Origin of the sequence: Cupriavidus sp. SK-3, from assembly GCF_000611145.1 — a bacterium.
In the GTDB taxonomy this organism is placed as follows: Bacteria; Pseudomonadota; Gammaproteobacteria; order Burkholderiales; family Burkholderiaceae; genus Cupriavidus.
This window is the reverse complement of the sequence record NZ_JFJV02000215.1, coordinates 76301-97103: the sequence shown is the minus strand read 5'-3', so window position 1 is coordinate 97103 and position 20803 is coordinate 76301. Positions and strand designations below refer to the sequence as shown.

General features: G+C 68.4%; 24 protein-coding genes. 8 read left to right on the top strand and 16 right to left on the bottom strand.

Going from position 1 to position 20803, the window contains the following annotated elements; translation table 11 throughout:
* Positions 1–82: 82 nt before the first annotated feature.
* Positions 83–520: a universal stress protein gene (locus CF70_RS21875; RefSeq protein WP_035869485.1), complete on the bottom strand. Its 438-nt coding sequence runs from the start codon at positions 518–520 to the stop codon at positions 83–85.
* 277 nt (positions 521–797) lie between these two features.
* Between CF70_RS21875 and CF70_RS37040 the strand changes: the two genes are divergently transcribed.
* Together CF70_RS37040 and CF70_RS21870 are read left to right on the top strand one after the other, a co-directional pair.
* Positions 798–941 carry a hypothetical protein gene (locus CF70_RS37040; protein WP_200876788.1) on the top strand — a complete coding sequence of 48 codons (144 nt, stop codon included), beginning with the start codon at positions 798–800 and terminating at the stop codon, positions 939–941.
* Positions 942–1021: 80 nt separating this feature from the next.
* Entirely contained in the window at positions 1022–1441 is a 420-nt protein-coding gene (locus tag CF70_RS21870; protein ID WP_035869482.1) for a carboxymuconolactone decarboxylase family protein, read from the top strand.
* 201 nt (positions 1442–1642) lie between these two features.
* On the opposite strand, the gene CF70_RS21865 is transcribed toward CF70_RS21870, so the two are convergent.
* Entirely contained in the window at positions 1643–1864 is a 222-nt protein-coding gene (locus CF70_RS21865) for a hypothetical protein (RefSeq protein ID WP_035869478.1), read from the bottom strand.
* 104 nt (positions 1865–1968) lie between these two features.
* The gene (locus CF70_RS21860; protein WP_035869475.1) at positions 1969–2916 is read right to left on the bottom strand and encodes a LysR substrate-binding domain-containing protein; all 948 of its coding nucleotides are present in this window, start codon (positions 2914–2916) and stop codon (positions 1969–1971) included.
* Positions 2917–3179: 263 nt separating this feature from the next.
* Between CF70_RS21860 and CF70_RS21855 the strand changes: the two genes are divergently transcribed.
* The 3 genes from CF70_RS21855 to CF70_RS21845 all read left to right on the top strand — a co-directional run bounded on the left by CF70_RS21855 (position 3180) and on the right by CF70_RS21845 (position 6556).
* Entirely contained in the window at positions 3180–4130 is a 951-nt protein-coding gene (locus CF70_RS21855; protein ID WP_235185153.1) for a Bug family tripartite tricarboxylate transporter substrate binding protein, read from the top strand.
* Positions 4131–4233: 103 nt separating this feature from the next.
* Positions 4234–5469 carry a PLP-dependent aminotransferase family protein gene (locus CF70_RS21850; protein WP_035869469.1) on the top strand — a complete coding sequence of 412 codons (1236 nt, stop codon included), beginning with the start codon at positions 4234–4236 and terminating at the stop codon, positions 5467–5469.
* Between the two features lie 58 nt (positions 5470–5527).
* The gene (locus CF70_RS21845; protein ID WP_035869466.1) at positions 5528–6556 is read left to right on the top strand and encodes a DUF6352 family protein; all 1029 of its coding nucleotides are present in this window, start codon (positions 5528–5530) and stop codon (positions 6554–6556) included.
* A gap of 51 nt (positions 6557–6607) precedes the next feature.
* Here the strand turns inward: CF70_RS21845 and CF70_RS21840 are convergent, their stop codons facing one another.
* On the bottom strand, positions 6608–6988 hold the full coding sequence (locus CF70_RS21840) for a hypothetical protein (RefSeq protein ID WP_035869463.1): 381 nt from the start codon (positions 6986–6988) through the stop codon (positions 6608–6610).
* Positions 6989–7089: 101 nt separating this feature from the next.
* A complete protein-coding gene (locus CF70_RS21835) occupies positions 7090–8001 on the bottom strand; it encodes a DMT family transporter (RefSeq protein ID WP_035869461.1) in 912 nt (303 codons plus the stop codon).
* 161 nt (positions 8002–8162) lie between these two features.
* On the opposite strand from CF70_RS21835, the gene CF70_RS21830 reads away from it, so the two are divergent.
* Entirely contained in the window at positions 8163–8633 is a 471-nt protein-coding gene (locus tag CF70_RS21830) for an Lrp/AsnC family transcriptional regulator (protein ID WP_006158020.1), read from the top strand.
* A 9-nt stretch (positions 8634–8642) separates the two neighbouring features.
* Here the strand turns inward: CF70_RS21830 and mdcH are convergent, their stop codons facing one another.
* The 7 genes from mdcH to mdcA are packed head-to-tail and all read right to left on the bottom strand — an operon-like array spanning position 8643 to position 14816.
* On the bottom strand, positions 8643–9581 hold the full coding sequence (gene mdcH / locus CF70_RS21825; RefSeq protein ID WP_035869458.1) for a malonate decarboxylase subunit epsilon: 939 nt from the start codon (positions 9579–9581) through the stop codon (positions 8643–8645).
* Positions 9578–10228, bottom strand: a complete 651-nt coding sequence (locus CF70_RS21820; RefSeq protein WP_035869520.1) for a malonate decarboxylase holo-ACP synthase — start codon at positions 10226–10228, stop codon at positions 9578–9580. The genes mdcH and CF70_RS21820 overlap by 4 nt, the downstream gene beginning before the upstream one ends.
* 32 nt (positions 10229–10260) lie before the next feature.
* Positions 10261–11091: a biotin-independent malonate decarboxylase subunit gamma gene (gene mdcE / locus CF70_RS21815; protein ID WP_035869454.1), complete on the bottom strand. Its 831-nt coding sequence runs from the start codon at positions 11089–11091 to the stop codon at positions 10261–10263.
* A complete protein-coding gene (locus tag CF70_RS21810; protein ID WP_035869450.1) occupies positions 11088–11939 on the bottom strand; it encodes a biotin-independent malonate decarboxylase subunit beta in 852 nt (283 codons plus the stop codon). Before CF70_RS21810 ends, mdcE begins: the two co-directional genes overlap by 4 nt.
* A complete protein-coding gene (locus tag CF70_RS21805; RefSeq protein ID WP_035869447.1) occupies positions 11936–12250 on the bottom strand; it encodes a malonate decarboxylase subunit delta in 315 nt (104 codons plus the stop codon). Before CF70_RS21805 ends, CF70_RS21810 begins: the two co-directional genes overlap by 4 nt.
* The gene (locus CF70_RS21800) at positions 12250–13158 is read right to left on the bottom strand and encodes a triphosphoribosyl-dephospho-CoA synthase (RefSeq protein WP_035869444.1); all 909 of its coding nucleotides are present in this window, start codon (positions 13156–13158) and stop codon (positions 12250–12252) included. Before CF70_RS21800 ends, CF70_RS21805 begins: the two co-directional genes overlap by 1 nt.
* On the bottom strand, positions 13158–14816 hold the full coding sequence (mdcA, locus tag CF70_RS21795) for a malonate decarboxylase subunit alpha (protein WP_035869440.1): 1659 nt from the start codon (positions 14814–14816) through the stop codon (positions 13158–13160). Before mdcA ends, CF70_RS21800 begins: the two co-directional genes overlap by 1 nt.
* Positions 14817–15236: 420 nt before the next feature.
* Here mdcA and madL point away from each other — a divergent pair, with 420 nt between their 5' ends.
* Positions 15237–15647, top strand: coding sequence for a malonate transporter subunit MadL (gene madL, locus CF70_RS21790; RefSeq protein WP_035869437.1), 411 nt, complete (start codon positions 15237–15239; stop codon positions 15645–15647).
* A 9-nt stretch (positions 15648–15656) separates the two neighbouring features.
* Positions 15657–16445: a malonate transporter subunit MadM gene (madM, locus tag CF70_RS21785; RefSeq protein WP_035869434.1), complete on the top strand. Its 789-nt coding sequence runs from the start codon at positions 15657–15659 to the stop codon at positions 16443–16445.
* Here the strand turns inward: madM and CF70_RS21780 are convergent.
* The 4 genes from CF70_RS21780 to CF70_RS21765 all read right to left on the bottom strand — a co-directional run bounded on the left by CF70_RS21780 (position 16442) and on the right by CF70_RS21765 (position 20303).
* The gene (locus CF70_RS21780; protein ID WP_035869518.1) at positions 16442–17362 is read right to left on the bottom strand and encodes a LysR family transcriptional regulator; all 921 of its coding nucleotides are present in this window, start codon (positions 17360–17362) and stop codon (positions 16442–16444) included. The genes madM and CF70_RS21780 overlap by 4 nt on opposite strands.
* A 110-nt stretch (positions 17363–17472) precedes the next feature.
* Positions 17473–18237 carry an SDR family NAD(P)-dependent oxidoreductase gene (locus tag CF70_RS21775; RefSeq protein WP_035869430.1) on the bottom strand — a complete coding sequence of 255 codons (765 nt, stop codon included), beginning with the start codon at positions 18235–18237 and terminating at the stop codon, positions 17473–17475.
* Positions 18238–18279: 42 nt separating this feature from the next.
* A complete protein-coding gene (locus tag CF70_RS21770) occupies positions 18280–19458 on the bottom strand; it encodes a thiolase family protein (protein WP_035869425.1) in 1179 nt (392 codons plus the stop codon).
* A 47-nt stretch (positions 19459–19505) separates the two neighbouring features.
* Positions 19506–20303: a crotonase/enoyl-CoA hydratase family protein gene (locus CF70_RS21765; RefSeq protein WP_035869422.1), complete on the bottom strand. Its 798-nt coding sequence runs from the start codon at positions 20301–20303 to the stop codon at positions 19506–19508.
* Between the last annotated feature and the right edge of the window lie 500 nt (positions 20304–20803).

Here is a 20803-nt window from a genome sequence, read left to right as displayed (position 1 = left end):
CCCTTGGGGGCGCTCCACACGGCTACACCGATTCGTGGATCGGACGGTACGCTTCTATCCTTGCCTCTTCGGCCTTTCGGCCTTACTTCTTCCCCGGTGCTTTCACCAGCACTACCGGGCACGGCGCGTGCGCCAGCACGCGTCCCGCTACCGAGCCAATCACCGCATCGAAGAATGAGCCGCGTCCGTGCGTGCCCATGACGATGGCGCGCGCGTCCACGCTGGCCGCATAGCCGACGATGCGTTCCGGCGCGAAGCCGTGCAGTGCGTGCTGCTCGAAGGCGATGCCCGCGGCGGCGAGGATGTCCGCTACGGATTTCATGGCTTTCTCGCTTTCTTCCTGGTGCCAGGCGTCGATGGTGTCCTTGCTGACGAAGGCGCGCACCTGGCCGGTGACTTCGGGCGTCACATGGACCACGTGCACGGTAAAGCCGCTTTGCAGCAGCTTGCCTTCGACGATAAAGCGGGCGGCTGCGTCGGCAAAGGGTGAACCGTCGGTGGCGAGCACGATGTTGGTCATGGCGGCTATCTCCTGGTATGGCTGCAATCGTTGTTGGAAAGGGGCGGTGCCTGCATGTGTGTTGGGGGCGGCCACTGCCATCATCATGGCACCCGCGTGCCGGCCTTGCCAGGATCCAGATCAAATTGCGTGCATGTTTCCGCGCTTTGGCGATTTTCGTTCCTTGCCGTTTTGACGACTTCTTTGCACCGCGCCACGGGCATCCAAGCGCCTTTTTGACGTGCCGGAGCCTACCCTGCAGACAGGAAAACTCTGCCGGCTGTTCCGGCTTGCCGTCATGTGGATCTACTATCGGCTGGCGATCGGCGCGCTGGCCATGCTCGCGCTGATCGTGCTCTTTGCCAGGGAATTCGGGCTGGCCAGTGCCATCGCGCGCCGCGAGGAGGGTTTTGCGCGGGAGCCCGACGAGCAAGGGCCCTGAGGGAGAGCCGGCGCGTGGACAAGTTGCCGGCCGCGGTTCAGACTGCCGGTGCGCACGCAAACGGCAAAGGAGAACAGCAAATGACGCAAGCCAGGCAAGATCCCACCGCTTATACGCAGACACCGGCTTTCGAAGCCGGCCGGGAGGTACGTTCGGAGGTCATGGGGGCGCAATACGTGCAGCGCGCTTTCGAGGCCGCGCAACAGCAGGGCGATGTCGGCCTGCAGCAACTGGTGACGGAATTCGCCTGGGGCACGGTGTGGACGCGCGACGGGCTCGACCGCAAGCAGCGCAGCCTGGCCACGGTGTCGATGCTGATCGCGCTCAACCGGCCGCAGGAGCTGACCGGGCATTTGCGCGGGGCGCTGGCCAATGGCGTGACGCCGCAGGAATTGCGCGAACTGGTGGTGCACAGCGCGGTGTACTGCGGTTTTCCGGCGGCGCTCGATGCGGGCCGAAAGCTGACGGATGTACTGGAGGCGGCTGGCGCGAAGGAATGACGGGTGGATGGCCGCGATCGCCAGCCGCGCTTGTCAGCGCTGCAGTGCCTGCGCCGCGAAGCTCACGAGGCAGCCGCTGCCCAGGCAGGCGGCAATCCATCCGGCAAGGATCAGGGCAGTGTCTTTGATGGTCATGATGCGTTCCTGCTGTCTGTCAGTGCGTCCCGGCCGGGGCGGCGCGCGCCGCACCGCCGTTGCCCTTCATACCGCGAAGCCGAACGGATAGTCCTGGAATACCGTGCGGGCGCCGTCGCTGAAGGCGTCGATCTTGCGCGCGCCGTCGGTGTAGGCGTCGGTGGCGCTGTGCACGTAGCCGTAGTCGTCCCCGGCGTGCGTGCCGGCGGCAAAGGCGGAGTTCAGCGAGAGCAGGGCGGTGCCGGCGATGGCGGCAGCGACGAGCAGGCGGGCGGTGGTGACTTTCATGATCTATTTGTCTTGTTGAAATCGGGAGAACATGTTGCGTCTCCATGTGACAAAGGATAGATCTGGTGCGGCTCTGGTATGCGTTCCTGTATCGTATTTGATGTTCAAATTTTTTGATTAATTGTCGCTTGCCGTTCCAGGCGTTCTGCCTGGCGGGCCGCAAAGTCCCGCGCCGCGGCCAGCAGCCAGGTGCGCAGGCGCGACATGGCGTCGCTCACGGGCCGCGAGTCGGGCACGACGAGGTAGTAGGCGCGCTGCGAGCACATGGCTTGCGCCACCGGCATCACCAGCAGGCCCAGCGCCAGGTATTCCTCCACCAGGAAACGCGGCACCAGGCCGACGCCCAGCCTGGCGCGGGCGGCGCTGATCACCATGCTGTGGTGGTCGTAGCGCGTGCCGCGCATGGCGTTGACGTCGCTGACGCCTGCCGCTTCCATCCAGTTCTTCCAGTCGAGCCGCCGCGTCGAGAGATGCAGCAGCGGCGCCTGCGCGATCCGCTCTGCGCTGACCGGCGCCTCGCCGGCGAAGAAGTCCGGATGGCAGATCGGCACGGATTCCTCGTCGAACAGGGGATCGGCGCGCCCGCCAGGGTAGTTGGCCTCGCCATAGTGGATGGCGGCGTCATAGGGCGTGCCATCGAACAGGAACACATCCGCCTGCGCGCTGAAATTGACCACCACTTGCGGATGCTGCGCATAGAACGCGGGCAGCCGGGGAATCAGCCATTCCACCGCCAGTGTCGGCACGCACGCCAGTTCCACGATGCCGCCCGCGCCCTCGTGCGCCATGATGTCCAGCGTATCGCGCTGCAGCTTCTGCAGGCTTTCCCGCACCTGGTAGCCGTACAGGGAACCGGCCGGGGTCAGGCTGACGCGCTGGTTGGCGCGATGGAACAGCGCCACGCCGAGCTGGCTCTCCAGCGCGGCGATCTGGCGCGAGACGGCGCTCTCGCTCAGGCATAGCTCCGCCGCGGCGCGGCGCAGGTTCTGGTGGCGGGCGGCGGCTTCGAAGGCGCGCAGGCTGCTCAGGCTGGGAATGCGGGAGGCGCTCATGGTCTCAATGCGTTGCTGGGAATCCCCGGGCGGGAATGGGCTCTGCAACTTGATGTAGAAAAGTCATCATCCTATGCGTAAATCTCGCTTGATGTAAAAAAGTTGATGACTAAAAATGCCGATCTCCGGGAACACAGCGTCCTGGGTTCCCGCGTCCCCCGCCCCCCGAGAGACGGACCACGAGAGGGACATCACAACCATAAGGAAACGAGGAGACCGGCATGAATCGACTGCTTCGCATCATCGGCCATTGCGGCATTTCAATGGGCCTGCTCGCGGCGGCCACCGCCAGCGCGGAAGAATTCCCCAACAAGCCGGTGCGCATCGTCGTGCCGTACCCGGCCGGCGGCACCACCGACATGGTGGCGCGCATGATCGGCGACCAGCTCACCGCGATGTGGAAGCAGCCGGTGCTGGTGGACAACCGTCCCGGCGCGGGCGGCATCGTGGGCACCGGCGTGGCGGCCAAGTCGCCGGCCGACGGCTATACGCTGCTGATGGGCTCGGTCGGCGAGTTCGGCATCAATCCCACGCTGTACAAGAAGCTGCCCTATGACGCCGCGGCGGACTTCACGCCGGTATCGCTGGTCGCCAAGGTGCCCAATGTGGTGGTGGTTTCGCCGGCGTTCGCCGAGCGTGCCCGCGTGCAGACGCTGGCGGAGTTCATCACCTACCTGAAGGCCAATCCCGGCAAGGTGAACATGGCTTCGGCAGGTAACGGCACCTCGACCCACCTGGCCGGCGAGCTGTTCCAGCGCATGACCGGCACGCAGATGAGCCACGTTGCCTACAAGGGCAGCAGCCCGGCGCTGGCCGACCTGATGGGCGGCAGCGTGGACGTGATGTTCGACAACCTGCCGGCGTCGATCCAGTTTGTCCGCTCGGGCAAGCTCAAGGCGCTGGCCGTGACCTCTGCTGGCCGTTCGGCGGCGCTGCCCAATGTGCCTACCGTGGCGGCGGCCGGTCCGGTCGAGGGCTTCGACGCCAGCCCGTGGTTCGGGCTGTTCGCCCCCAAGGGCCTGCCCGCCGCGCTGGCGCAGAAGATCAGCCGCGACCTGGCACGCGCCACCAGCGATCCGGCCATCCAGGCCAAGCTGCGCGAGCAGGGCGCCGAACTGGCGCCGAATACGCCCGAGGCGTTCGCCGAACTGGTCCGCAACGACCGCCGCAAGTGGGGCGAGATCGTCAAGCTGTCCGGCGCCACGGTCGACTGAGCGCGGCCGACGCCGGGCCCCGCGCATGCTGCCGCGCGGGGCTGGCCAGATTTCTCGCAGTACGCCGCGCAGCCCCGCCTTTGCCTCTCTCCGCCAGCATCCCATGAGCACGCCAGTCCATCCGTACGCCTTCGCGCCCGCCATGCGGGAGCCGCAGGGCTCGCCCATCCGCGAACTGTTTCCCTACATGAGCCTGCCGGGCATGATCTCCTTCGCCGGCGGCTACCCCTCCCCGGCCAGCTTCGATGCCGGCGCGTTGCAGGACGCCGCGGCCAGGGTCATGGCCAGCGACCCGGCACAATGCCTGCAATACGGGCCGACCGAAGGCATGCCAGCGCTGCGTCGCGAGTTGTCGGCATTGATGGCCGGGCGCGGCGCCCCCCTGCCGCCCGAACAGATCGTGGTGACATCGGGCTCGCAGCAAGGGTTCGAGCTGCTGGTGCAGGCCTTCGTCGCGCCCGGTACGCCGGTGTGGGTGGAGACGCCGACCTATCCCGCCGCCGTGCAGGCGCTGCGGCTGGCCGGCGCCGCGGTGCGCGGCATCCCGTCCGACCAGGACGGGGTGTGCGTGCAGACCCTTGCCGCCATGCTGGCCGACTGCCGTGAAGAGGAGCGGCCACGGCTGCTTTACCTGGTGCCCACTTTTGCCAACCCGAGCGGCCGCACGCTGGCGCTGGAACGCCGCCGCGCGCTGCTGGCGCTCGCCGCGCAGCATCGCATCGTGGTGGTGGAGGACGATCCCTACGGCAGCCTGCGTTTCGACGGCGAGCCGCTGCCATCGCTGTTGTCGCTGGCCGCGCAGGACCCCGCGCTGACGCCCTGGGTGATCTACCTCGGCAGTTTTTCCAAGACCATGGCGCCCGGGCTCCGGCTGGGCTGGATGGCGGGGCCCGCCGAGATCCTGCGGCGCGCCGTGATCGCCAAGCAAGTGTCCGATCTCTGCACGTCGCCGTGGCTGCAACTGGCGATGGCTACCTGCCTGGCCGATGGCCTGCTGGCCCGGCAGACCGCGTGCATCATCGACCTGTACCGCCACAAGCGCGACCTGATGGTGCGGGCGCTGGCCGATGCCTTTGGCCCCGCGCTGCGCGGCGAAACCCCGCAGGGCGGCATGTTCCTGTGGTGCGAGATCGAAGGCGTGGCCGATGCGGCGAGCCTGCTGCCGCATGCCATCGCGGCGCGGGTGATGTATGTGCCGGGCGCCAGCTTCAGCGTGGACGGGCAGCGCTCGGGCGCGCTGCGGCTGTCGTTCGCCACGGCTTCGGATGAGCAGATCGTGCAAGGCGTGGAACGGCTGGCGCAAGCGGTGCGGGCCAGCCAGGGCGGCGCGGCGGGCTGAGCCGGTTCCGCCTATGGGATACTGGGGCGATCTTCCAGCCCCGGTATCCCCGCTCATCATGCCCGCTTCCTGGCCTCGCGACGCCTGGCCCCATTCCGGTTTCGACCCCGCCGCCCGCGACAGCGACGGCAAGCTGCTCCCCGGCGATCACTTGCTGCGTACGTGGTGGTGCCGTCCCGAAGTGGCACCGGTGGAGGCGTCGTGCGACGCCGAGCGCGCGCTGCACGCGGCGCTGATCGCGGATCCCCGGCGGCCGGTGGCCGCCGGCGAGATTGCCGCGCTGCAGGACGCCGATGCGCGCGAGAACTACGGCGTGGTGCTGGCCATGCGCGAGCGCCTGCTAGCGGCGCCCACCGTCGAGGCGGCTTACCTGGATATCTTTCGCCAGGGCAACGTGACCGTACCGCCGGTCTTTATCGACCAGCTCGCGCACCTGATCGTGCACGGCATCCTGCATGACAACCCCGACCCGATGGAATGGCGCGCGGCGGAACTGTTCTCCCGCGCGCAGAAAGTGTCGTTGCAGGAGGGCGCGGTCATGCTGGCCGATGCCGAAACGGTCGAACTGCACGCATCGGGGAGCGTCTACGGCGAACTGGGACGCTTGCTGGCGCAAGCGCAGATTCCCGCGCGCAAGGTCGAACTGGATGTGCTGGATCGCGACAACGCCCCGGCTTACTGGACCCGCAACGAACGCCGCGACACCGTGATCCGCTTCGCCAGCGGCAGCGCGGCGCTCGGGGCGTTCAGCCGCGTGATCGCACGGTGGGTGCGGCATTTCTTCGGGGTGGAAGTGACGGTGATGCCCTTGAGCGCGATCGAGGACCGGCACTGGGCCTGGCACATCGGGCTGGACGCGCAGGCCACGCAGATACTCAACGATCTGTACCGGGGGGAGGAACTGGAGCCGGAGCGGCAACGGCGCATCCTGTCGCTGTTCCGGCTGGATTTTGCCGATCCGTCCGTGGTCAGGCCGGACGTTGCCGGCCGCCCGGTCTATCTGGCCGCGGCGATGAACGAGGCCGGCGTCTTCAGGATGAAGCCGCAGAATCTGCTGCTGAATCTGCCGCTGGCCTCGGTGTCGTAGGCGCTTGCCGCAACAGCAGCAGTGCCAGCAGAAACAGCCATGTCCTCGCCATCAGCGGCGCCAGTCGCGATCACGATCGCGCCATTCGTGCTCATGCTCATGGCGCTCGCGTTCGCGCCAGCGCTGCTCGCGCCATTCGCGTTCACGCCATTCGCGCTCGCCGCGGCCATAGTATCTGGGACCGTAGTAGCCAGGTCCCGCCACCACGACCGGCTGGGGCGCGACATATACCGGGGCTGCTTCGTAGACCGGCGCGGCGCGGTAGACCGGGGCCGGCTGGTAGACGGGAGCCGCCTGATAGACCGGAGCAGGGGCGACGAACACCGGGCCGGGCAGTCCGATGCCGATGTCCACGTCCACGCGCGCGAAGGCCGCGCCTGAAGCAAGGCCCGCGACAGCGGCAAAGGCGCAAAGGGTGGCAAGTTTCCGCACGGGTGACTCCGGTTAGTAGTTGCCGCCACTGTAATGCGGCGCGCCGTTGTCAGGTATTAGCGGGCCAATACAACTGTGTCTTCTTGTAACTTCGGTGGAAATCAAGCGCTGCGCCACGGCAGGCGCCGTCCCAGCCAGGGCGCCAGTGCGGAGGTTGCCACGCCCAGCGCGATCAGCGCGAGCCCTGCCGAGAGATCCGCCGAGATGCGCTCCTGGAACGCCACCGCCGACACCACCAGCCCGATCACCGGCACGCACAGCATGGCGATCGAGGTCGCGGCGGGCGGCAGGGTCTGCGTCATGTTGAGCACCACGATAAAGGTCAGCGCGGTGGCCAGCGGCCCGGTGTAGAACAGCAGCGGCCAGATCTCGGGCATCGACAGGAAGTGCGGCGCGCCGTCGCGCAGCAGTGCCAGCAGCACCAGCGGCACCGAGGCCACCGCGGTCTCCCACGGGATCATGTCGGCGCCCAGCCGCACCGCGCGGTTGGCGCGCAACTGGATGATGCTGAGCGACCAGGCCAGCGATGCGCCGAGCAGCATCACCAGGCCCACGGCGGTATGCAGCTGCCAGTCGCGCAGCGCTGGCGCGATCATCAGCGCGATACCGGCATAGCTCAGGCCGGTGGCGATCCATTGCGGGCGCGACAGCCGCTCCTTGAGCACCAGCGACGACAGCGGAATCACCCAGACCGAGGTGGCATAGGCAATCACCGAGGCGCGGCCCGGCGGCACGTACTGCAGCGCCCACAGCGCCAGCGCGGTGAAGGCCGCCATCTGCAGCAGGCCCACACCGATCACCAGCGGCCACTCCTGCCGCGTCGGCAGCCGCAGCCGGCGCAGGGCGCCCAGCACCAGGAAGCTGATCGCGGCGGCCGAGACAAAGCGCGCGGCGGCAAACCACAGCGGGCTGACGTGGGTCAGGCCCAGCTTCATGACCGGCCAGTTGCCGCCCCAGATCGCCACGGCGCAGGCGAGGGGAATAAACCGGCGCCATCCTTGTTGTGCTTGCATGCTTCTACTCGATTCCGTGACCAGATTGCCCCGCCGCCGCGGATGGGTGGGGGAGGCTGGAAAGTCTACGGTCTATTGCGCCGCAGCAAAAACCGAAGCCAACTGCAAATCCCGCTCGCTGCGGCATAGAATGCTGCTATTCGAAAAAACGGGAGCGCAACGTGCTGGACATTGACCTGGACGCCACGGATATCCGGATTCTCAACGAGCTGCAGCGAGACGCCAGCCTGACCAATGTGGAGCTGGCCAGCCGCGTCAGCCTGTCGCCCTCGCCATGCCTGGCGCGGGTCAAGCAGCTGGAAAAACAGGGCGTGATCTCGCGCCGGGTGACGCTGCTGGATGCGCGCCGGCTCGGCCTGAAGGTGGTGGTGTTCATCCAGATCTCGCTGGACAAGCAGCGCCGCGAAACGCTCGATGCCTTCGAGCGGCGCATCACCACCTTGCCGCAGGTGATGGAGTGCTACCTGATGTCGGGCGATGCCGATTACCTGCTGCGCGTGGTGGTGGCCGACGTGGAAGCGCTGGAGCGGCTGATCATCGACCAGATCACGCGCATCCCCGGTGTGTCCAGCATCCGTTCGAGTTTTGCGCTCAAGCAGGTGCTGTACAGCACGGCATTGCCGCTGGGCTGAGACGCAGGCTCAGGTAGACGCCCGCAGCGCTTCGCGCGCCGTGAGCGCCACCACGCTGTCGATGCGCGTGTCGGCACAGGCCACGGCGATGCCGTCGGACAGCAGGGGCGCGGCCAGCCGCGTCAGCACATTGCCGGGCGGCATCTCCACCGCAAGGCACACGCCGCATTCGCGCGCCAGCAGCATGGTCTCGTGCCAGCGAACGGGCACGGCGAGGTTGCGCGCCAGGTCGGCGCCGATGCGGGCGGGGTCGCGCAGCTCGCGCGCCGCGCTGGCGCTGAAGTAGCGCAGGCGCGGGCGGTCAAGGCGCACGTCGGCGAAGGCATGAACAAGTGTGTCCGCCGCGCCGTCGAGCAGGGCGCAGTGCGATGGCACGCTGATGGCGATGGGTTTGGCCGCATGCGCGCCGCTGTCCAGCGCCAGCGCTGCGACGCGCGCCATGGCCGGTGCGGCACCCGCGATCACGAACTGGGCGGGCGCATTGAGGTTGGCCAGGTAGACCGGCGACGCTGGCCCGTGCACTTGCGCGATCACGCGTTCCAGCGGGCCGAGTTCCATGCCCAAGATCGCCGTCATGCCATAGCCGTCCGGATATGCTTGCTCCATCAGTTGGCCGCGCAGCGCCACCAGCCTGAGCGCATCGGCATAGTCCAGCACACCCGCGCACACCGCGGCAGGGTAGGCGCCGATCGACAGGCCGGCCACGGCATCCGGCTTGGCGCCCTCGGCAAGCAGGCAGCGCGCCATGGCCACGCCGGCGATCAGCAGGCTGAGCTGCACGGCCACGGTGGAGGCGAGTTCGGCCGCACTGTCGAGCGCGAGCGCATCGCGCCCGAGTGCGTCGCTGGCTTCGTCGAGCGCGGCGCGCACCGCCGGATGAGCGGGCAGCGCGTGCAGCATGCCGGGACGCTGGGCGCCCTGGCCGGGGAAGGTGAACAGCGTGCTCATGGCGTACCGCAATTCCGGGGATGCCACGGATCTTCGCTCATGACGGGACCGTATGCCGTCTTGAGCAGCACGCGGCCGCCCGTGCGTGCGCGTTCGCGCAGCGCGAAGGCGCCGAAGGGCGTGGACACCTGGATATCGATGCGGACTTCGGTAGCGTCGAGCAGGGCGGCAAGCGCCCGCTCAGCACCAGTGGCAAGCGGCACCGTGGCGGTGACGAGCAGATCGAGATCGCTGCCGGCATGCAGCACATCGATGCCGGAGGCGAGCGTGAAACCGGCTCCGCCCGTCACGCCCCAGTTCACCTGCGCATCGTCCAGCAGCGGCGCCACGCGAGCGAGCGCGGCCAGCACCGGCAATTCGCTGCGGCGCGGATGGTCCCGCCAGCGCGCCTGCCGCGCGATCATGCCCGGCGTCACCACGCGCGCCACCTGCGTATCGGGCAGCCACGCCGCGTGGCGCTGCGCGCGCGTGGTGCCGCGCAGCCCGACCGGGATGCGGGCACCGTCAAGGCGGTCGCGCCGCACGACAAGCGGCGCACGCGCCAGCCATTCGACCGTCGCCCAGGCAGGCAGCGCATTGGCACCGGCGAAGGCCTGCGGGTCGGCGAGCCACAGCAGGTCGTGCGGCAGCAGCGTGCGTGCGGTCATGTCATTGCCCTGCGGCGCGGCATGCCATGGCTTCAGTCCTGCCACTGCTGCGCGAGTACCTCGCGCACGCGGCCGGAAGCCTGCCGGTTTTGCCCGCCGAGGCGGCTGCGCAGATCGGGGTGCGGGTCGGCCTGGATATCGGCCAGCGCCGCCTGCAGCGCGCCATGCACGGTGTCGAGATCGGCGGCATCCGGCTGCGCGGCGTGTTTCACGCCGATCATTTTCCACAGCAGCCCCAGCGTGGCGTAGTTGCCGATGTCGTACGCCATCGGCGGCACGCTGGCGGCAAAGCTCTCCAGGTCCTCCACGCTGCGCATGGTGATGCGGGCGGCGGCTTGCTTGCCCATCGCGTGCACTTCCACGCCGGCATCGTCCAGCGCGATCAGGCGATTGGCCTGGTAGCCGTGCGCCAGGAAGGCGCCGGACATGGCGCGCCCGACCAGCAGTGCGATCACGGGATGCCCTTGCAGCCGCGCCGTGGCGTAGGCGCCGGCCGCGCCGGCCAGGGCCTGGTGGATGCCGAAGGCTTCCTCGCGCCGGCCATAGGCCTGGCTGGGTGTATCGACGATGGCGACGATGGGCCGCTTGATCGCGGCGTCGCGGTCGGCCTGCACGACTTCATGCACCGCCTGCGCGAGCGACCAGCCTTCGAGCAGGCCCACCTCGCCGCCGCGCACGCGCGGGTAGGCGTTGGCGGCGTCGGGCACCACCGCGATAAAGCGTGCCGGCCGGCCGCCAAGCTCCGCGTCGGCAACCTGCACGGTGGCGGGATAGCCGGGGCGGCGCGGGGCGTTGCGGGTCAGCGCCGCGAGCCAGGTTTCGCCGCGGCCTGGGGCGCTTGCTGTACTCGTGTTTGTACTCATGATTTTGCTCCGGGTGCGTAGATGGCGCGGACGGTCTCCGGCTCCGGCTGGCGCGCCGGATCGTATTCGGCCAGGCATTGCAGGTAGTGCGCGTAGCGTTCGCTGCGGTGCGCGGCCGGCACGCCGCCTGCCAATAGCGCTTGCACGGCGGCACGGATGGCATCGCTGTCGTCTTCGACGTAGCGGTCGGCCAGGCCGGTGGCGATGCGCTGCTCGCCGCCGGTAAAGCTCCAGATAAAAGGCCGGTCGCGCGAATCGTATTCCGCGACGCCCGCTTCCTGCTCGATCACCTGCGGACCGTTGAGGCCCAGCCGCGCTTCGCGCGTCACCACCAGGTAGCTGCACAGCCCCGCCGCGATCGACATGCCGCCGAAGCAGCCCACCGTCCCGGCGATCACGCCCACCACCGGCTGGTAGCGGCGCAGGTCGACGATGGCCGCGTGGATGTCGGCGATGGCGGCCAGTCCCAGGTTGGCTTCCTGCAGCCGCACGCCGCCGGTCTCGAACAAAATCACGGCGCGCGTGGGCACGCCGCGGCGGTTGTCCTGCGCGGCCAGTTCCAGCGCGCCGGCGATCTTGGCGCCGCCCACTTCGCCCAGGCTGCCGCCCTGGAACGCGCCCTCGATGGCGAGGACCACGGTGGGTTGTCCACCGATGCGGCCCTTGGCCACCACAACGCCGTCATCGGCCTGCGGCACTACGCCCTGGCGTTCCAGCCACGGCGAGACCAGGCGATCGAACGGGCCCGCCAGTTCGCGGAAGCTGCCGGGATCGAGCAGCGCATGCGCCCTTGCGCGTGCACCCAGCTCGATAAAGCTCTCGCGCGTCAGTAGCGATGCGTGGTTCATGATTGCTCCCCGCCATCGGTGCCGAGCGCTTCGAAGGCTTCCGCCAGCCGCATGCCCACCACCCCCGGCGTGGCACCGAAATCGTGGATGCGGATGCGCATGGCGGCGCGCGGCCCGGCGCCGAACACGCGCGAGAGCTGCGCGTCCCAGACCTTGCCGTAGCCGTCCACCGAGGTGGTGACATGGATGGTGGTGGTGCCGGATGTGCCGGGCTCGACCATCACTTCAAGGTCGCCGGAGCCGACCACGCCTACCAGCACGCGCTGGCTTGCCGGCGCACCGGCGGGATATTCGAACTGGAGCTGTTCCATTAGTTGTCTCCTTGCACGGGGCAATGGACCGGCGGCGTCGCGGACGGCAACCGGTCCAGGAAAAAAGTGGCGGCGAGCAGATCGGCCGCGCCGCCGGGCGAGGCGTTGCAGGCCAGCATGCCGGCTTCCAGGCGGCGCAACAGGCGGCGTCCGGCCAGCGTGGCGATGCCGCCCGCCGCGAGCACCTGGCTGGCGCCTTCCTGCATCAGCGCAAGCCCTTCGCGGCCGGCGCGGGCCAGCACGCAGGTATCGTCGAGGCGGCGCATGATCGCCAGCAGCGCGTTGACGCGCGCGCTGGGCTCCGCGTCGCCGCGCGCGCGGCTGCGCTGCAGCTCAGGCAGGCCGGCGCGCAGCACATGGGGGAAGCCAGCCTGCGCCTGGCCGCGCGCGCCGCTGACGCCGTAGTCGATGCACGCGCGTTCGCCCTTGTTGCCGGTGCGCGCGGGGCGATGGCGGTCGGGCAGGCGCGCGATGGCGCCGGCGGTCCGCGCTACGCCATGCGCACTGCGCGTATCCCGGTGCACGCCAGCCGCGCCCACCAGCAGGCCCAGGCTCCAGATCGCGCCGCGATGCGTGTTGATGCCGCCGGTGGCGCGCATCATGGCGGTCTCGGCGTCCCGGCCGAGCGCGCCCAGCCGCTCGCGCAGCGCCACGCCGGGCCGGGCGGCGCGCATGCCCGCCGCCGCCATTTCGGCGAAGGCGGGGTGCAGCGCGCGCGCCGAGATGCGCATCAGGTCCAGGTTGAGATCGGCATGCGCGCCATTGCCGCGGCTATCGACCAGCCCGGGCTTGGGCGACAGCGCGGCCTCGTCGATCAGCGCGCTCACGGCGAGATCCGCCAGCGCAATCGCCTCCGGTTCGAAGGCGCCATCGATGCCCGGCCCGGCGAGCCATGCGGGGCTCGCCATCACCAGCTCCGGAACCGTGCGGGCGGCTCGTACAACCCGCCCGACCAGTCGACCAGGTCGGCCATGCTCTTTGCCGCGAGCAGCGAACGGGTTGCCTGGCTGCGTTGCACGCCGAGATCCTCCGGCAGCGCAATCAGGCCGTCGCTGCGCATGCGGCGCGTGGTGGCGGGGTCGTGGCGCAGACCGATCGGCGTCACGCCGGCGACCGCCGCCAGCATGGCGCGGCGTTCTTCCAGCGAGCGCGCCTTGTAGAGATACGCGATGCCTTCCTCGGTCAGCACATGGGTCACGTCGTCGCCGTAGATCATCACCGGCGCCAGCGGCATGCCGCTGTCCTTCGCCACCTGCACCGCGTCGAGCGATTCGACGAAGGTCGGCTTGCCGCCGGCCTGGAAGGTTTCCACCATCTGCACCACCAGCTTGCGGCCGCGCGCCAGCGGATCGTCGGTCTCGATCAGGTCCAGCCAGGCGGGCGTGGGATGACGCCGCCCGCCGGGGTTGTGGCCCATGTTGGGCGCGCCGCCAAAGCCGGACAAGCGGCCGCGCGTGACCGTGGAGGAATGGCCGTCGCCGTCGATCTGCAGCGTGGAGCCGACGAACAGGTCCACCGCGTACTGCCCGGCAAGCTGGCAGAAGGCGCGGTTGGAACGCATCGATCCATCGGCGCCGGTGAAGAACACATCGGGCCGCGCGGCCACGTAGTTCTCCATGCCGAGTTCGCTGCCGAAGCTGTGCACGCTTTCCACCCAGCCGGATTCGATGGCGGGAATCAGCGTGGGGTGCGGGTTCAGCGTCCAGTACTTGCAAATCTTGCCCTTGAGTCCGAGCGACTCGCCGTAGGTAGGCAGGATCAGTTCGATGGCCGCGGTATTGAAGCCGATGCCGTGGTTGAGCGATTGCACCTGGTGGCGCTCGTACACGCCGCGGATCGCCATCATCGCCATCAGTACGTGCACCGGTTTGATCAGGCGCGGATCGCGCGTGAACAGCGGCTCGCAGAAGAAGGGCTTGTCCGCCTGCACCACGTAGTCGATCCACGAGCCGGGGATATCCACGCGGGGCAGGCCGGAGGGGTCGTCCACGATCTCGTTGACCTGGGCCACCACGATGCCGTCGCGGAAGGTGGCGGCCTCCACCAGCGCCGGCGTGTCCTCGGTGCTGGCGCCAGTGTAGAGGTTGCCGTCGCGGTCGGCCTTGTAGCCGGCGATCAGCACGATGTTCGGCGTCAGGTCCACGTAGAGCCGCGCGTACAGCTCAATGTACGTGTGGATGGCGCCGACTTCCAGTTGCCCGTCTTCCAGGAACTGCGAGATGCGCAGGCTCTGCGCGCCGGCAAAGGCAAAGTCCAGCTTCCTGGCGATGCCGCGCTCGAACAGGTCGAGGTGTTCCACCCGGCTCACGCTCGGGATGATCATGTGCAGTCCGTGCACCTTGGCCGGGTCTACCCCGGCCAGCGAGCGCGAGAGGAAGTCGGCCTGCTTCTGGTTGTTGCCCTCCAGCACCACGCGGTCGCCCGGCGCGGTGATGGCTTCGAGAAAAGGGATGATGTCGGCGGTGGGCACGACGCGGCCGCTGGCAAAGGCGGCGCCGCGCGCGAGGCGGCGGCGCTTCTCCGTGCGGCGGGTGTCCCACTGTCTGACCGTGGCTGGGTTCGGCATCGCGTCTCCGGTGTGCATTGATGCGGGTGATGGCATCAAGATACGTACGGCGTGCGGCACAAGCAATGACGCTGCCCGCGGCATCGTTACTCTAGGTGTAAGTGTTGGCGGCACGACATGCAAGGCGTTCACTCGCACTGCGTGCGCATCGCACGCCGCCGCGCGGCGGGCAAAGGCCTGCCCGGTCACTGTGGGCATCCACATCTGCTGGCGCGACGTTAATCCCATGCTAACGATTCACTCCCCGGGTTGATTGATGCGCCGCGGCGGCTCGCCTAGATTGCATCCATACCGGACGGATGTGCGCGCGCAAGCCCGCTCCCGGCACCAGCGGACCCGCCGCCCATAGTGCGGGCCAACCTGCAAACCTAGAACCAGCCTGCTCGCAAGCCCGCGGACAGGCCATCAGGAGACAGCACCATGATCATCTACGGAACCGCCTTGCTGGCGCTCTGCCATCTCGTCGGCCTGTTCCTTGGCGAGTTGCTTGGCATGGCGATCGGCGTCAAGGCCAACGTGGGCGGCGTCGGCATCGCGATGCTGCTGCTGATTTCGATACGGCTCTACCTGCACGGGCGCGGCCTCTTGCCCAAGGAGACCGAAGCGGGCGTGGGCTTCTGGGGCGCGATGTATATCCCCGTGGTGGTAGCGATGGCCGCGCAGCAGAACGTGGTGGCCGCGCTACGCGGCGGTCCGGTAGCCCTGATCGCGGCAATCGGCGCGGTGGTGGTGTCGGCCTGCTGCATCGCCGTGCTCAGCCGCACCGGCGACCACGCGCCCTTGCCGCCGCTGCCGTCCCCTGAAGCCACCCCCAGCCACGCTTCGCACTGAGAGGCCGCCATGTCCATTTCCACCGCACAATCCATTCCCCACCTGCTGGATACCATCCTGTTGCAAAACGGCCTGGTCACCGCCTTCGCTGCCGTCGGCATCATCATGTGGTTGTCCTCGCGGCTGTCGCGCTGGCTGACCTTCGGGCGTGTCCATGCCTCCGCCATTGCCATCGTGATAGGCCTGCTGCTGGCCTACTACGGCGGCATCGCCACCGGCAAGGAGAAGGGCCTGGCCGATATCTCGCTGTTCTCCGGCATCGGCCTGATGGGCGGCGCCATGCTGCGCGATTTCGCCATCGTCGCCACCGCGTTCGAAGTGCAGGTCACCGAGGCGCGCAAGGCGGGGCTGGTAGGCGCCATATCCCTGCTGCTCGGCACCATCCTGCCGTTTATCGTGGGCGCCGCGGTGGCGCGCGCGTTCGGCTACAGCGACGCGGTCAGCATGACCACCATCGGCGCCGGGGCGGTGACGTATATCGTGGGGCCGGTGACCGGCGCCGCGCTGGGCGCCAGCTCCGACGTGATCGCGCTGAGCATTGCCACCGGGCTGATCAAGGCCATCATCGTGATGGTGGGCACGCCCATGGCGGCAGGCTTCCTTGGCCTGAACAACCCGCGCGCCGCGATGGTGTTCGGCGGGCTGGCGGGTACTGTCAGCGGGGTATCGGCGGGGCTGGCGGCGACGGATCGCAGACTGGTGCCCTATGGCGCGCTGGTGGCGACGTTCCACACCGGGCTGGGGTGCTTGCTGGGGCCGTCGTTGTTGTTTCTGGCGACCAAGGCGGTGGTGGGTTAGTCCGGCTGTGACGCCCGCATCGCCAACCTGCACACCGCCGCCAGCGCCAGCAGGTTCGGATCGCGCTCGCGCCGCCGCAGGAAGCTCAGCCCGATGGTCTGGCGCAGCCGGTATTGCGGGGACAGCGGGATCAGCGCCACCTTGTGCGGGAACACGTCGCGCACGCGGCCGGGAAGCAGGGCGTAGCCCACGCCGCCGCTGACCAGGTTCATCAGCGAGAAGATATCGCCGACCTTCATCACCACATTGGGCGTGAAGTCGGCAATGCGGAAGGCCTCCATGAAGCCTTGATAGGTGATGAAGCCCTCGCTGAGCGTGACGAAGGGCTCGTCCCTGCATTGCCGCAGGTCGATGGATGCTTGCTGCGCGTAGGGCGAATCCGCTGGCGCGGCGAAGTAGATCTCGTCCTCGAACAAGGGAATGGACTCGATGTCCGGATCCGGTTCCGGCATGGCCATCAGCGCCGCGTCGATGCCGCCTTGCTTGAGCTTGAAAAGCAGGTCCGCGTTGGAGCCCAGCACGAGTTCCGCCTGCAGTTCCGGACGCCTGACCTTGATGCCGATCACCACGTCCGGCACGGTGCGGATGGTCAGCGAATAGAGCGAGCCGATCTTCATGTGATCGGCCGAGTACCCGGCGGCCTGGCGCGTGGCGCGGATGCCGTCGGCCATGGTCTTGATCACATCGTCGGCCACATCCGCCAGCACATGCGCGGCTTCAGTCGGCAGCAGGTTGCGCCCTTCGTGGCGGAACAGGGCGCAGCGCATGCCTTCCTCCAGCGAATGCAGCGCGCGATGCACGCTGACGGTGCTCACGTCCAGCGCCTCGGCGGCTTTGGCGAGGTTGCCGGTCTCCATGTAGGCAAGCAGGACTTCAAGCTTGCGGAAGGTGATTTCTTCGTTGATCCGGTTTCGCATAGGAGGCGCGGCGTTCGTGCGTGCGGTGGCGGTGACCGGAGCATGATAACCAGATTCGAAGCCGCGCGGCCCCGTGGACAGCACCGGGGCCTCGCAAACGGCGCTTTGGTTCAGCGCGGCGTCATGCGGATCGCGCCGTCCAGGCGAATGGTCTCCCCGTTCAGCATGGCGTTCTCCAGGATATGCAGCGCGGTCGAGGCGAACTCATCCGGCGTGCCCAGCCGCGCCGGGTGCGGTACCGAGGCGCCGAGCGAGGCGCGCACGTTCTCCGGCAGGCGCGCCAGCAGCGGCGTATCGAACAGGCCGGGCGCGATCGTGCAGACGCGGATCATGCGCTGGGCCAGGTCGCGCGCCGCCACCAGCGTCATGCCGACGATGCCGGCCTTGGCCGAGGCGTAGGGGATCTGCCCGATCTGCCCTTCGTAGGCGGCTACCGATGCCGTCAGCACGCAGGCGCCGCGCTCGCCGTCGACCGGTTCGTTGCGGGCCATGCGCGCTGCCGCGAGACGCAGCGTGTTGAAGGTGCCGACCAGGTTGATGCGCACGATCGATTCGTACTTTTCCAGCGAACCGGGCTGGCCGTCCTTCTCGACCAGGCGCACCGGGCCGCCCACGCCGGCGCAATGGATCAGCGCGCGCATGGTGCCGAGGGCGTCCGCCGCGTCGAACACGCGGGTCATCTGCGCGGTATCGCAGACATCGGCCTGGACAAAGCGGGCCAGCTCGCCGAGTTCCCGCACGGCGGCGGCGCCATTCTCTTCGGACAGGTCGGCGACCACCACGGCCACGCCGCGCTCGGTGAGGCGGCGGGCGCAGGCGAGGCCCAGCCCCGAGGCGCCCCCGGTGACGACGGCGGACATGTTGGCAAGTTTCATCTGGACTCTCCTCGTTCTTGGTATGGATGCACAGTTACCGGCTCAGAGCCGTTCGATGATGGTGGCGTTGGCCATGCCGCCGGCCTCGCACATCGACTGCAGGCCGTAGCGCTCGCCGCTGTCTTCCAGCGCGTGCAGCATGGTGGTCATCAGGCGCGCGCCCGAGGCGCCCAGCGGATGGCCAAGCGCGATCGCGCCGCCACGCGGGTTCAGGCGCGCGGGATCGGCGCCGAGCGCGCGCTGCCAGGCCAGCGGCACGCAGGCAAAGGCTTCGTTGATCTCGTAGTGGGAAATCGCATCGAGGCCAAGGCCGCTCTTTTCCAGTGCGCGCTTGCTTGACGGGATCGGGGCGGTCAGCATTGTCAGCGGGCTGTCGCCGCACGCATCGAAGGCCACGAAACGCGCCCGCGCATTCAAGCCCAGGCGCGAGGCGGCGCGCTCGCTCATCAGCAGGATGGCACAGGCGCCGTCGCTGATCTGCGAGGCATTGCCCGCGGTCACGTGCCAGCCGATCTGCGGGAAGCGCTGACCCAGCGCCTCGTCGCGAAACGAGGGCGCCAGCGTGGCAAGGCGCTCGGCCGTGGTGGTAGGGCGGATGGTCTCATCGTGCTGGACCAGGCCGGCGGCGGTGCGGATCGGCAGGATCTCGCGGCGGAAGGCGCCGGCTTCTTGCGCCTTGTGCGCGCGCTGGTGCGATTGCGCGGCGTAGTTGTCGAGATCGGCGCGCGACAGTTCCCACTGCGCCGCGACCAGCTCCGCCGCCACGCCCTGCGACACCAGCCCGGGCGCGTAGCGCGCCTCGAAGGACGGCCCGTAGGGGTTCTGCCCGATGCGGCCGGAGCCCATCGGCACGCGGCTCATCGATTCGATGCCGCAGGCGATCACGATATCGTAGGCGCCCGCCATGATGCCTTGCGCGGCAAAATGCACGGCCTGCTGGCTGGAGCCGCACTTGCGGTCGATGGTGGTGGAGGGCACATGCTCGGGAAAACCGGCCGCCAGCCACGCCACGCGGCCCGGTGTGGCGGACTGCTCGCCCACCTGGCTGACGCAGCCGGTGATGACGTCTTCCACCAGCCCTGGGTCCAGCTTGTTGCGTTCCACCAGCCCGGCCAGCACCTGCGCCAGCAATTCCGTGGGATGCAATTCGGTAAAGGCCGAGCCTGGCTTGGACCGGCCCATGGGGGATCGGATGGCGTCTACGATGACGGCTTGCTGCATGGCGGTGCTCCGGATGTGTGATGGATGGAAGTTGGTGTGGTGCCGGATCAACTGCCGGTGAACGCCGGCTGGCGCTTGTCCAGGAAGGCGGAGACCGCTTCCCGGTGGTCCGAGGTCTGGTGCGACAGCGCCTGGAAGCCGGCCGACAATTCCAGCAGCGTATCCAGCCGCGTGTGCAGCGCTTCGCGCAGCAGGCGCTTGGCCAGCCGTACCGCATGCGGCGGATTGGCGGCGATGCGCTCCGCCAGTTCGTTGGCCATGGGCAGCAACTGCTCCGCCGGCACGACGCGCGAAACGAGATTCCACTCCAGCGCCTGACGCGCATCGATGACCTGCCCGGTAAAGGTCAGCTCGGCCGCCCGCGACAGCCCGATCACGCGCGGCAGCAGCCACGCGCCGCCATCGCCCGGAATGATCCCCAGTTTGACGAAGCTCTCGGCAAACTGCGCCTGCTCCGAGGCGATGCGCATATCGCACATGCACGCCAGGTCGAGGCCCGCGCCCATGGCCGCGCCATTGACGGCGGCAATCACCGGCACCTCCAGGTTAAACAGCGCCAGCGGCAGCCGCTGGATGCCCAGGCGATAGTCCTGGCGAATCTCCATGCCTGGCACCTGGCCGGAGGCCTGGCGCTCCATGTCGCGGATATTGCCGCCCGAGGAGAACGCGGTGCCGGCGCCGGTGATGATCACCGCGCGCACGCTGGTGTCGCGGTGGATGCGGTCGATGGCATCCAGGAAGTCGGCCACCGCGGTATTGCCGGTGAGCGGGTTGCGCCGCTCGGGCTCGTTCATGGTCAGGGTCACGATGTGGCCCTGTTGTTCATAGCGCAGGAAGCTGGTCATGCGGGGTCTCCTAGTTGGCGTGTCAGGCGTGTCAGGCGTGTCTGGTTGGCCATGCTCTGGCGACGAATGTCATGGCATTGGGAATGCTGGCACGATCGGTGCCGCTGCCGGGCGGGGACGACATCACCATCCTGATGGGCCGCCGGGGCTAGTCGGCGCGCGGCGCCGGTGCCGGGCACGAGTGCGCTGGCGGCCATGGCGGCCAACGGCAGGCGGCGGACAGGGTGCATCGGGTCTCCTCTTGTACCCCGGCTGCGGGGCCGGGTTTATCCCAAAAGGCTAAGGGACCGTGCCGCCAGGTGTCCAATATTCATTTCGGCGGCAGTGATATCCCATGGATATCGGCGGCGGCGAGCTGGCACTGCCGCCCGGCGGTCCATGTGCTGCATTATTCGCACGACGCAATGCGGTATTGCTTCGCATGGTGATCATTTGCATCCTAACTATATGGCTGCTATCATTTCGTCCATGCCTCCTATCGACGCCCTCCGTTTTGCCTT

Coding starts and splice junctions, on each gene's coding strand:
- CF70_RS21780 (WP_035869518.1), bottom strand. CDS start 17,362: ATGCGAAACCGGATCAACGAAGAAATCACCTTCCGCAAGCTTGAAGTC.
- CF70_RS21865 (WP_035869478.1), bottom strand. CDS start 1,864: ATGAAAGTCACCACCGCCCGCCTGCTCGTCGCTGCCGCCATCGCCGGC.
- CF70_RS37040 (WP_200876788.1), top strand. CDS start 798: ATGTGGATCTACTATCGGCTGGCGATCGGCGCGCTGGCCATGCTCGCG.
- CF70_RS21855 (WP_235185153.1), top strand. CDS start 3,180: ATGGGCCTGCTCGCGGCGGCCACCGCCAGCGCGGAAGAATTCCCCAAC.
- CF70_RS21850 (WP_035869469.1), top strand. CDS start 4,234: ATGAGCACGCCAGTCCATCCGTACGCCTTCGCGCCCGCCATGCGGGAG.
- CF70_RS21775 (WP_035869430.1), bottom strand. CDS start 18,237: ATGAAACTTGCCAACATGTCCGCCGTCGTCACCGGGGGCGCCTCGGGG.
- madM (WP_035869434.1), top strand. CDS start 15,657: ATGTCCATTTCCACCGCACAATCCATTCCCCACCTGCTGGATACCATC.
- CF70_RS21805 (WP_035869447.1), bottom strand. CDS start 12,250: ATGGAACAGCTCCAGTTCGAATATCCCGCCGGTGCGCCGGCAAGCCAG.
- mdcE (WP_035869454.1), bottom strand. CDS start 11,091: ATGAGTACAAACACGAGTACAGCAAGCGCCCCAGGCCGCGGCGAAACC.
- CF70_RS21845 (WP_035869466.1), top strand. CDS start 5,528: ATGCCCGCTTCCTGGCCTCGCGACGCCTGGCCCCATTCCGGTTTCGAC.
- madL (WP_035869437.1), top strand. CDS start 15,237: ATGATCATCTACGGAACCGCCTTGCTGGCGCTCTGCCATCTCGTCGGC.
- mdcA (WP_035869440.1), bottom strand. CDS start 14,816: ATGCCGAACCCAGCCACGGTCAGACAGTGGGACACCCGCCGCACGGAG.
- CF70_RS21860 (WP_035869475.1), bottom strand. CDS start 2,916: ATGAGCGCCTCCCGCATTCCCAGCCTGAGCAGCCTGCGCGCCTTCGAA.
- CF70_RS21770 (WP_035869425.1), bottom strand. CDS start 19,458: ATGCAGCAAGCCGTCATCGTAGACGCCATCCGATCCCCCATGGGCCGG.
- mdcH (WP_035869458.1), bottom strand. CDS start 9,581: ATGAGCACGCTGTTCACCTTCCCCGGCCAGGGCGCCCAGCGTCCCGGC.
- CF70_RS21870 (WP_035869482.1), top strand. CDS start 1,022: ATGACGCAAGCCAGGCAAGATCCCACCGCTTATACGCAGACACCGGCT.
- CF70_RS21800 (WP_035869444.1), bottom strand. CDS start 13,158: ATGGCGAGCCCCGCATGGCTCGCCGGGCCGGGCATCGATGGCGCCTTC.
- CF70_RS21820 (WP_035869520.1), bottom strand. CDS start 10,228: ATGACCGCACGCACGCTGCTGCCGCACGACCTGCTGTGGCTCGCCGAC.
- CF70_RS21875 (WP_035869485.1), bottom strand. CDS start 520: ATGACCAACATCGTGCTCGCCACCGACGGTTCACCCTTTGCCGACGCA.
- CF70_RS21765 (WP_035869422.1), bottom strand. CDS start 20,303: ATGACCAGCTTCCTGCGCTATGAACAACAGGGCCACATCGTGACCCTG.
- CF70_RS21835 (WP_035869461.1), bottom strand. CDS start 8,001: ATGCAAGCACAACAAGGATGGCGCCGGTTTATTCCCCTCGCCTGCGCC.
- CF70_RS21810 (WP_035869450.1), bottom strand. CDS start 11,939: ATGAACCACGCATCGCTACTGACGCGCGAGAGCTTTATCGAGCTGGGT.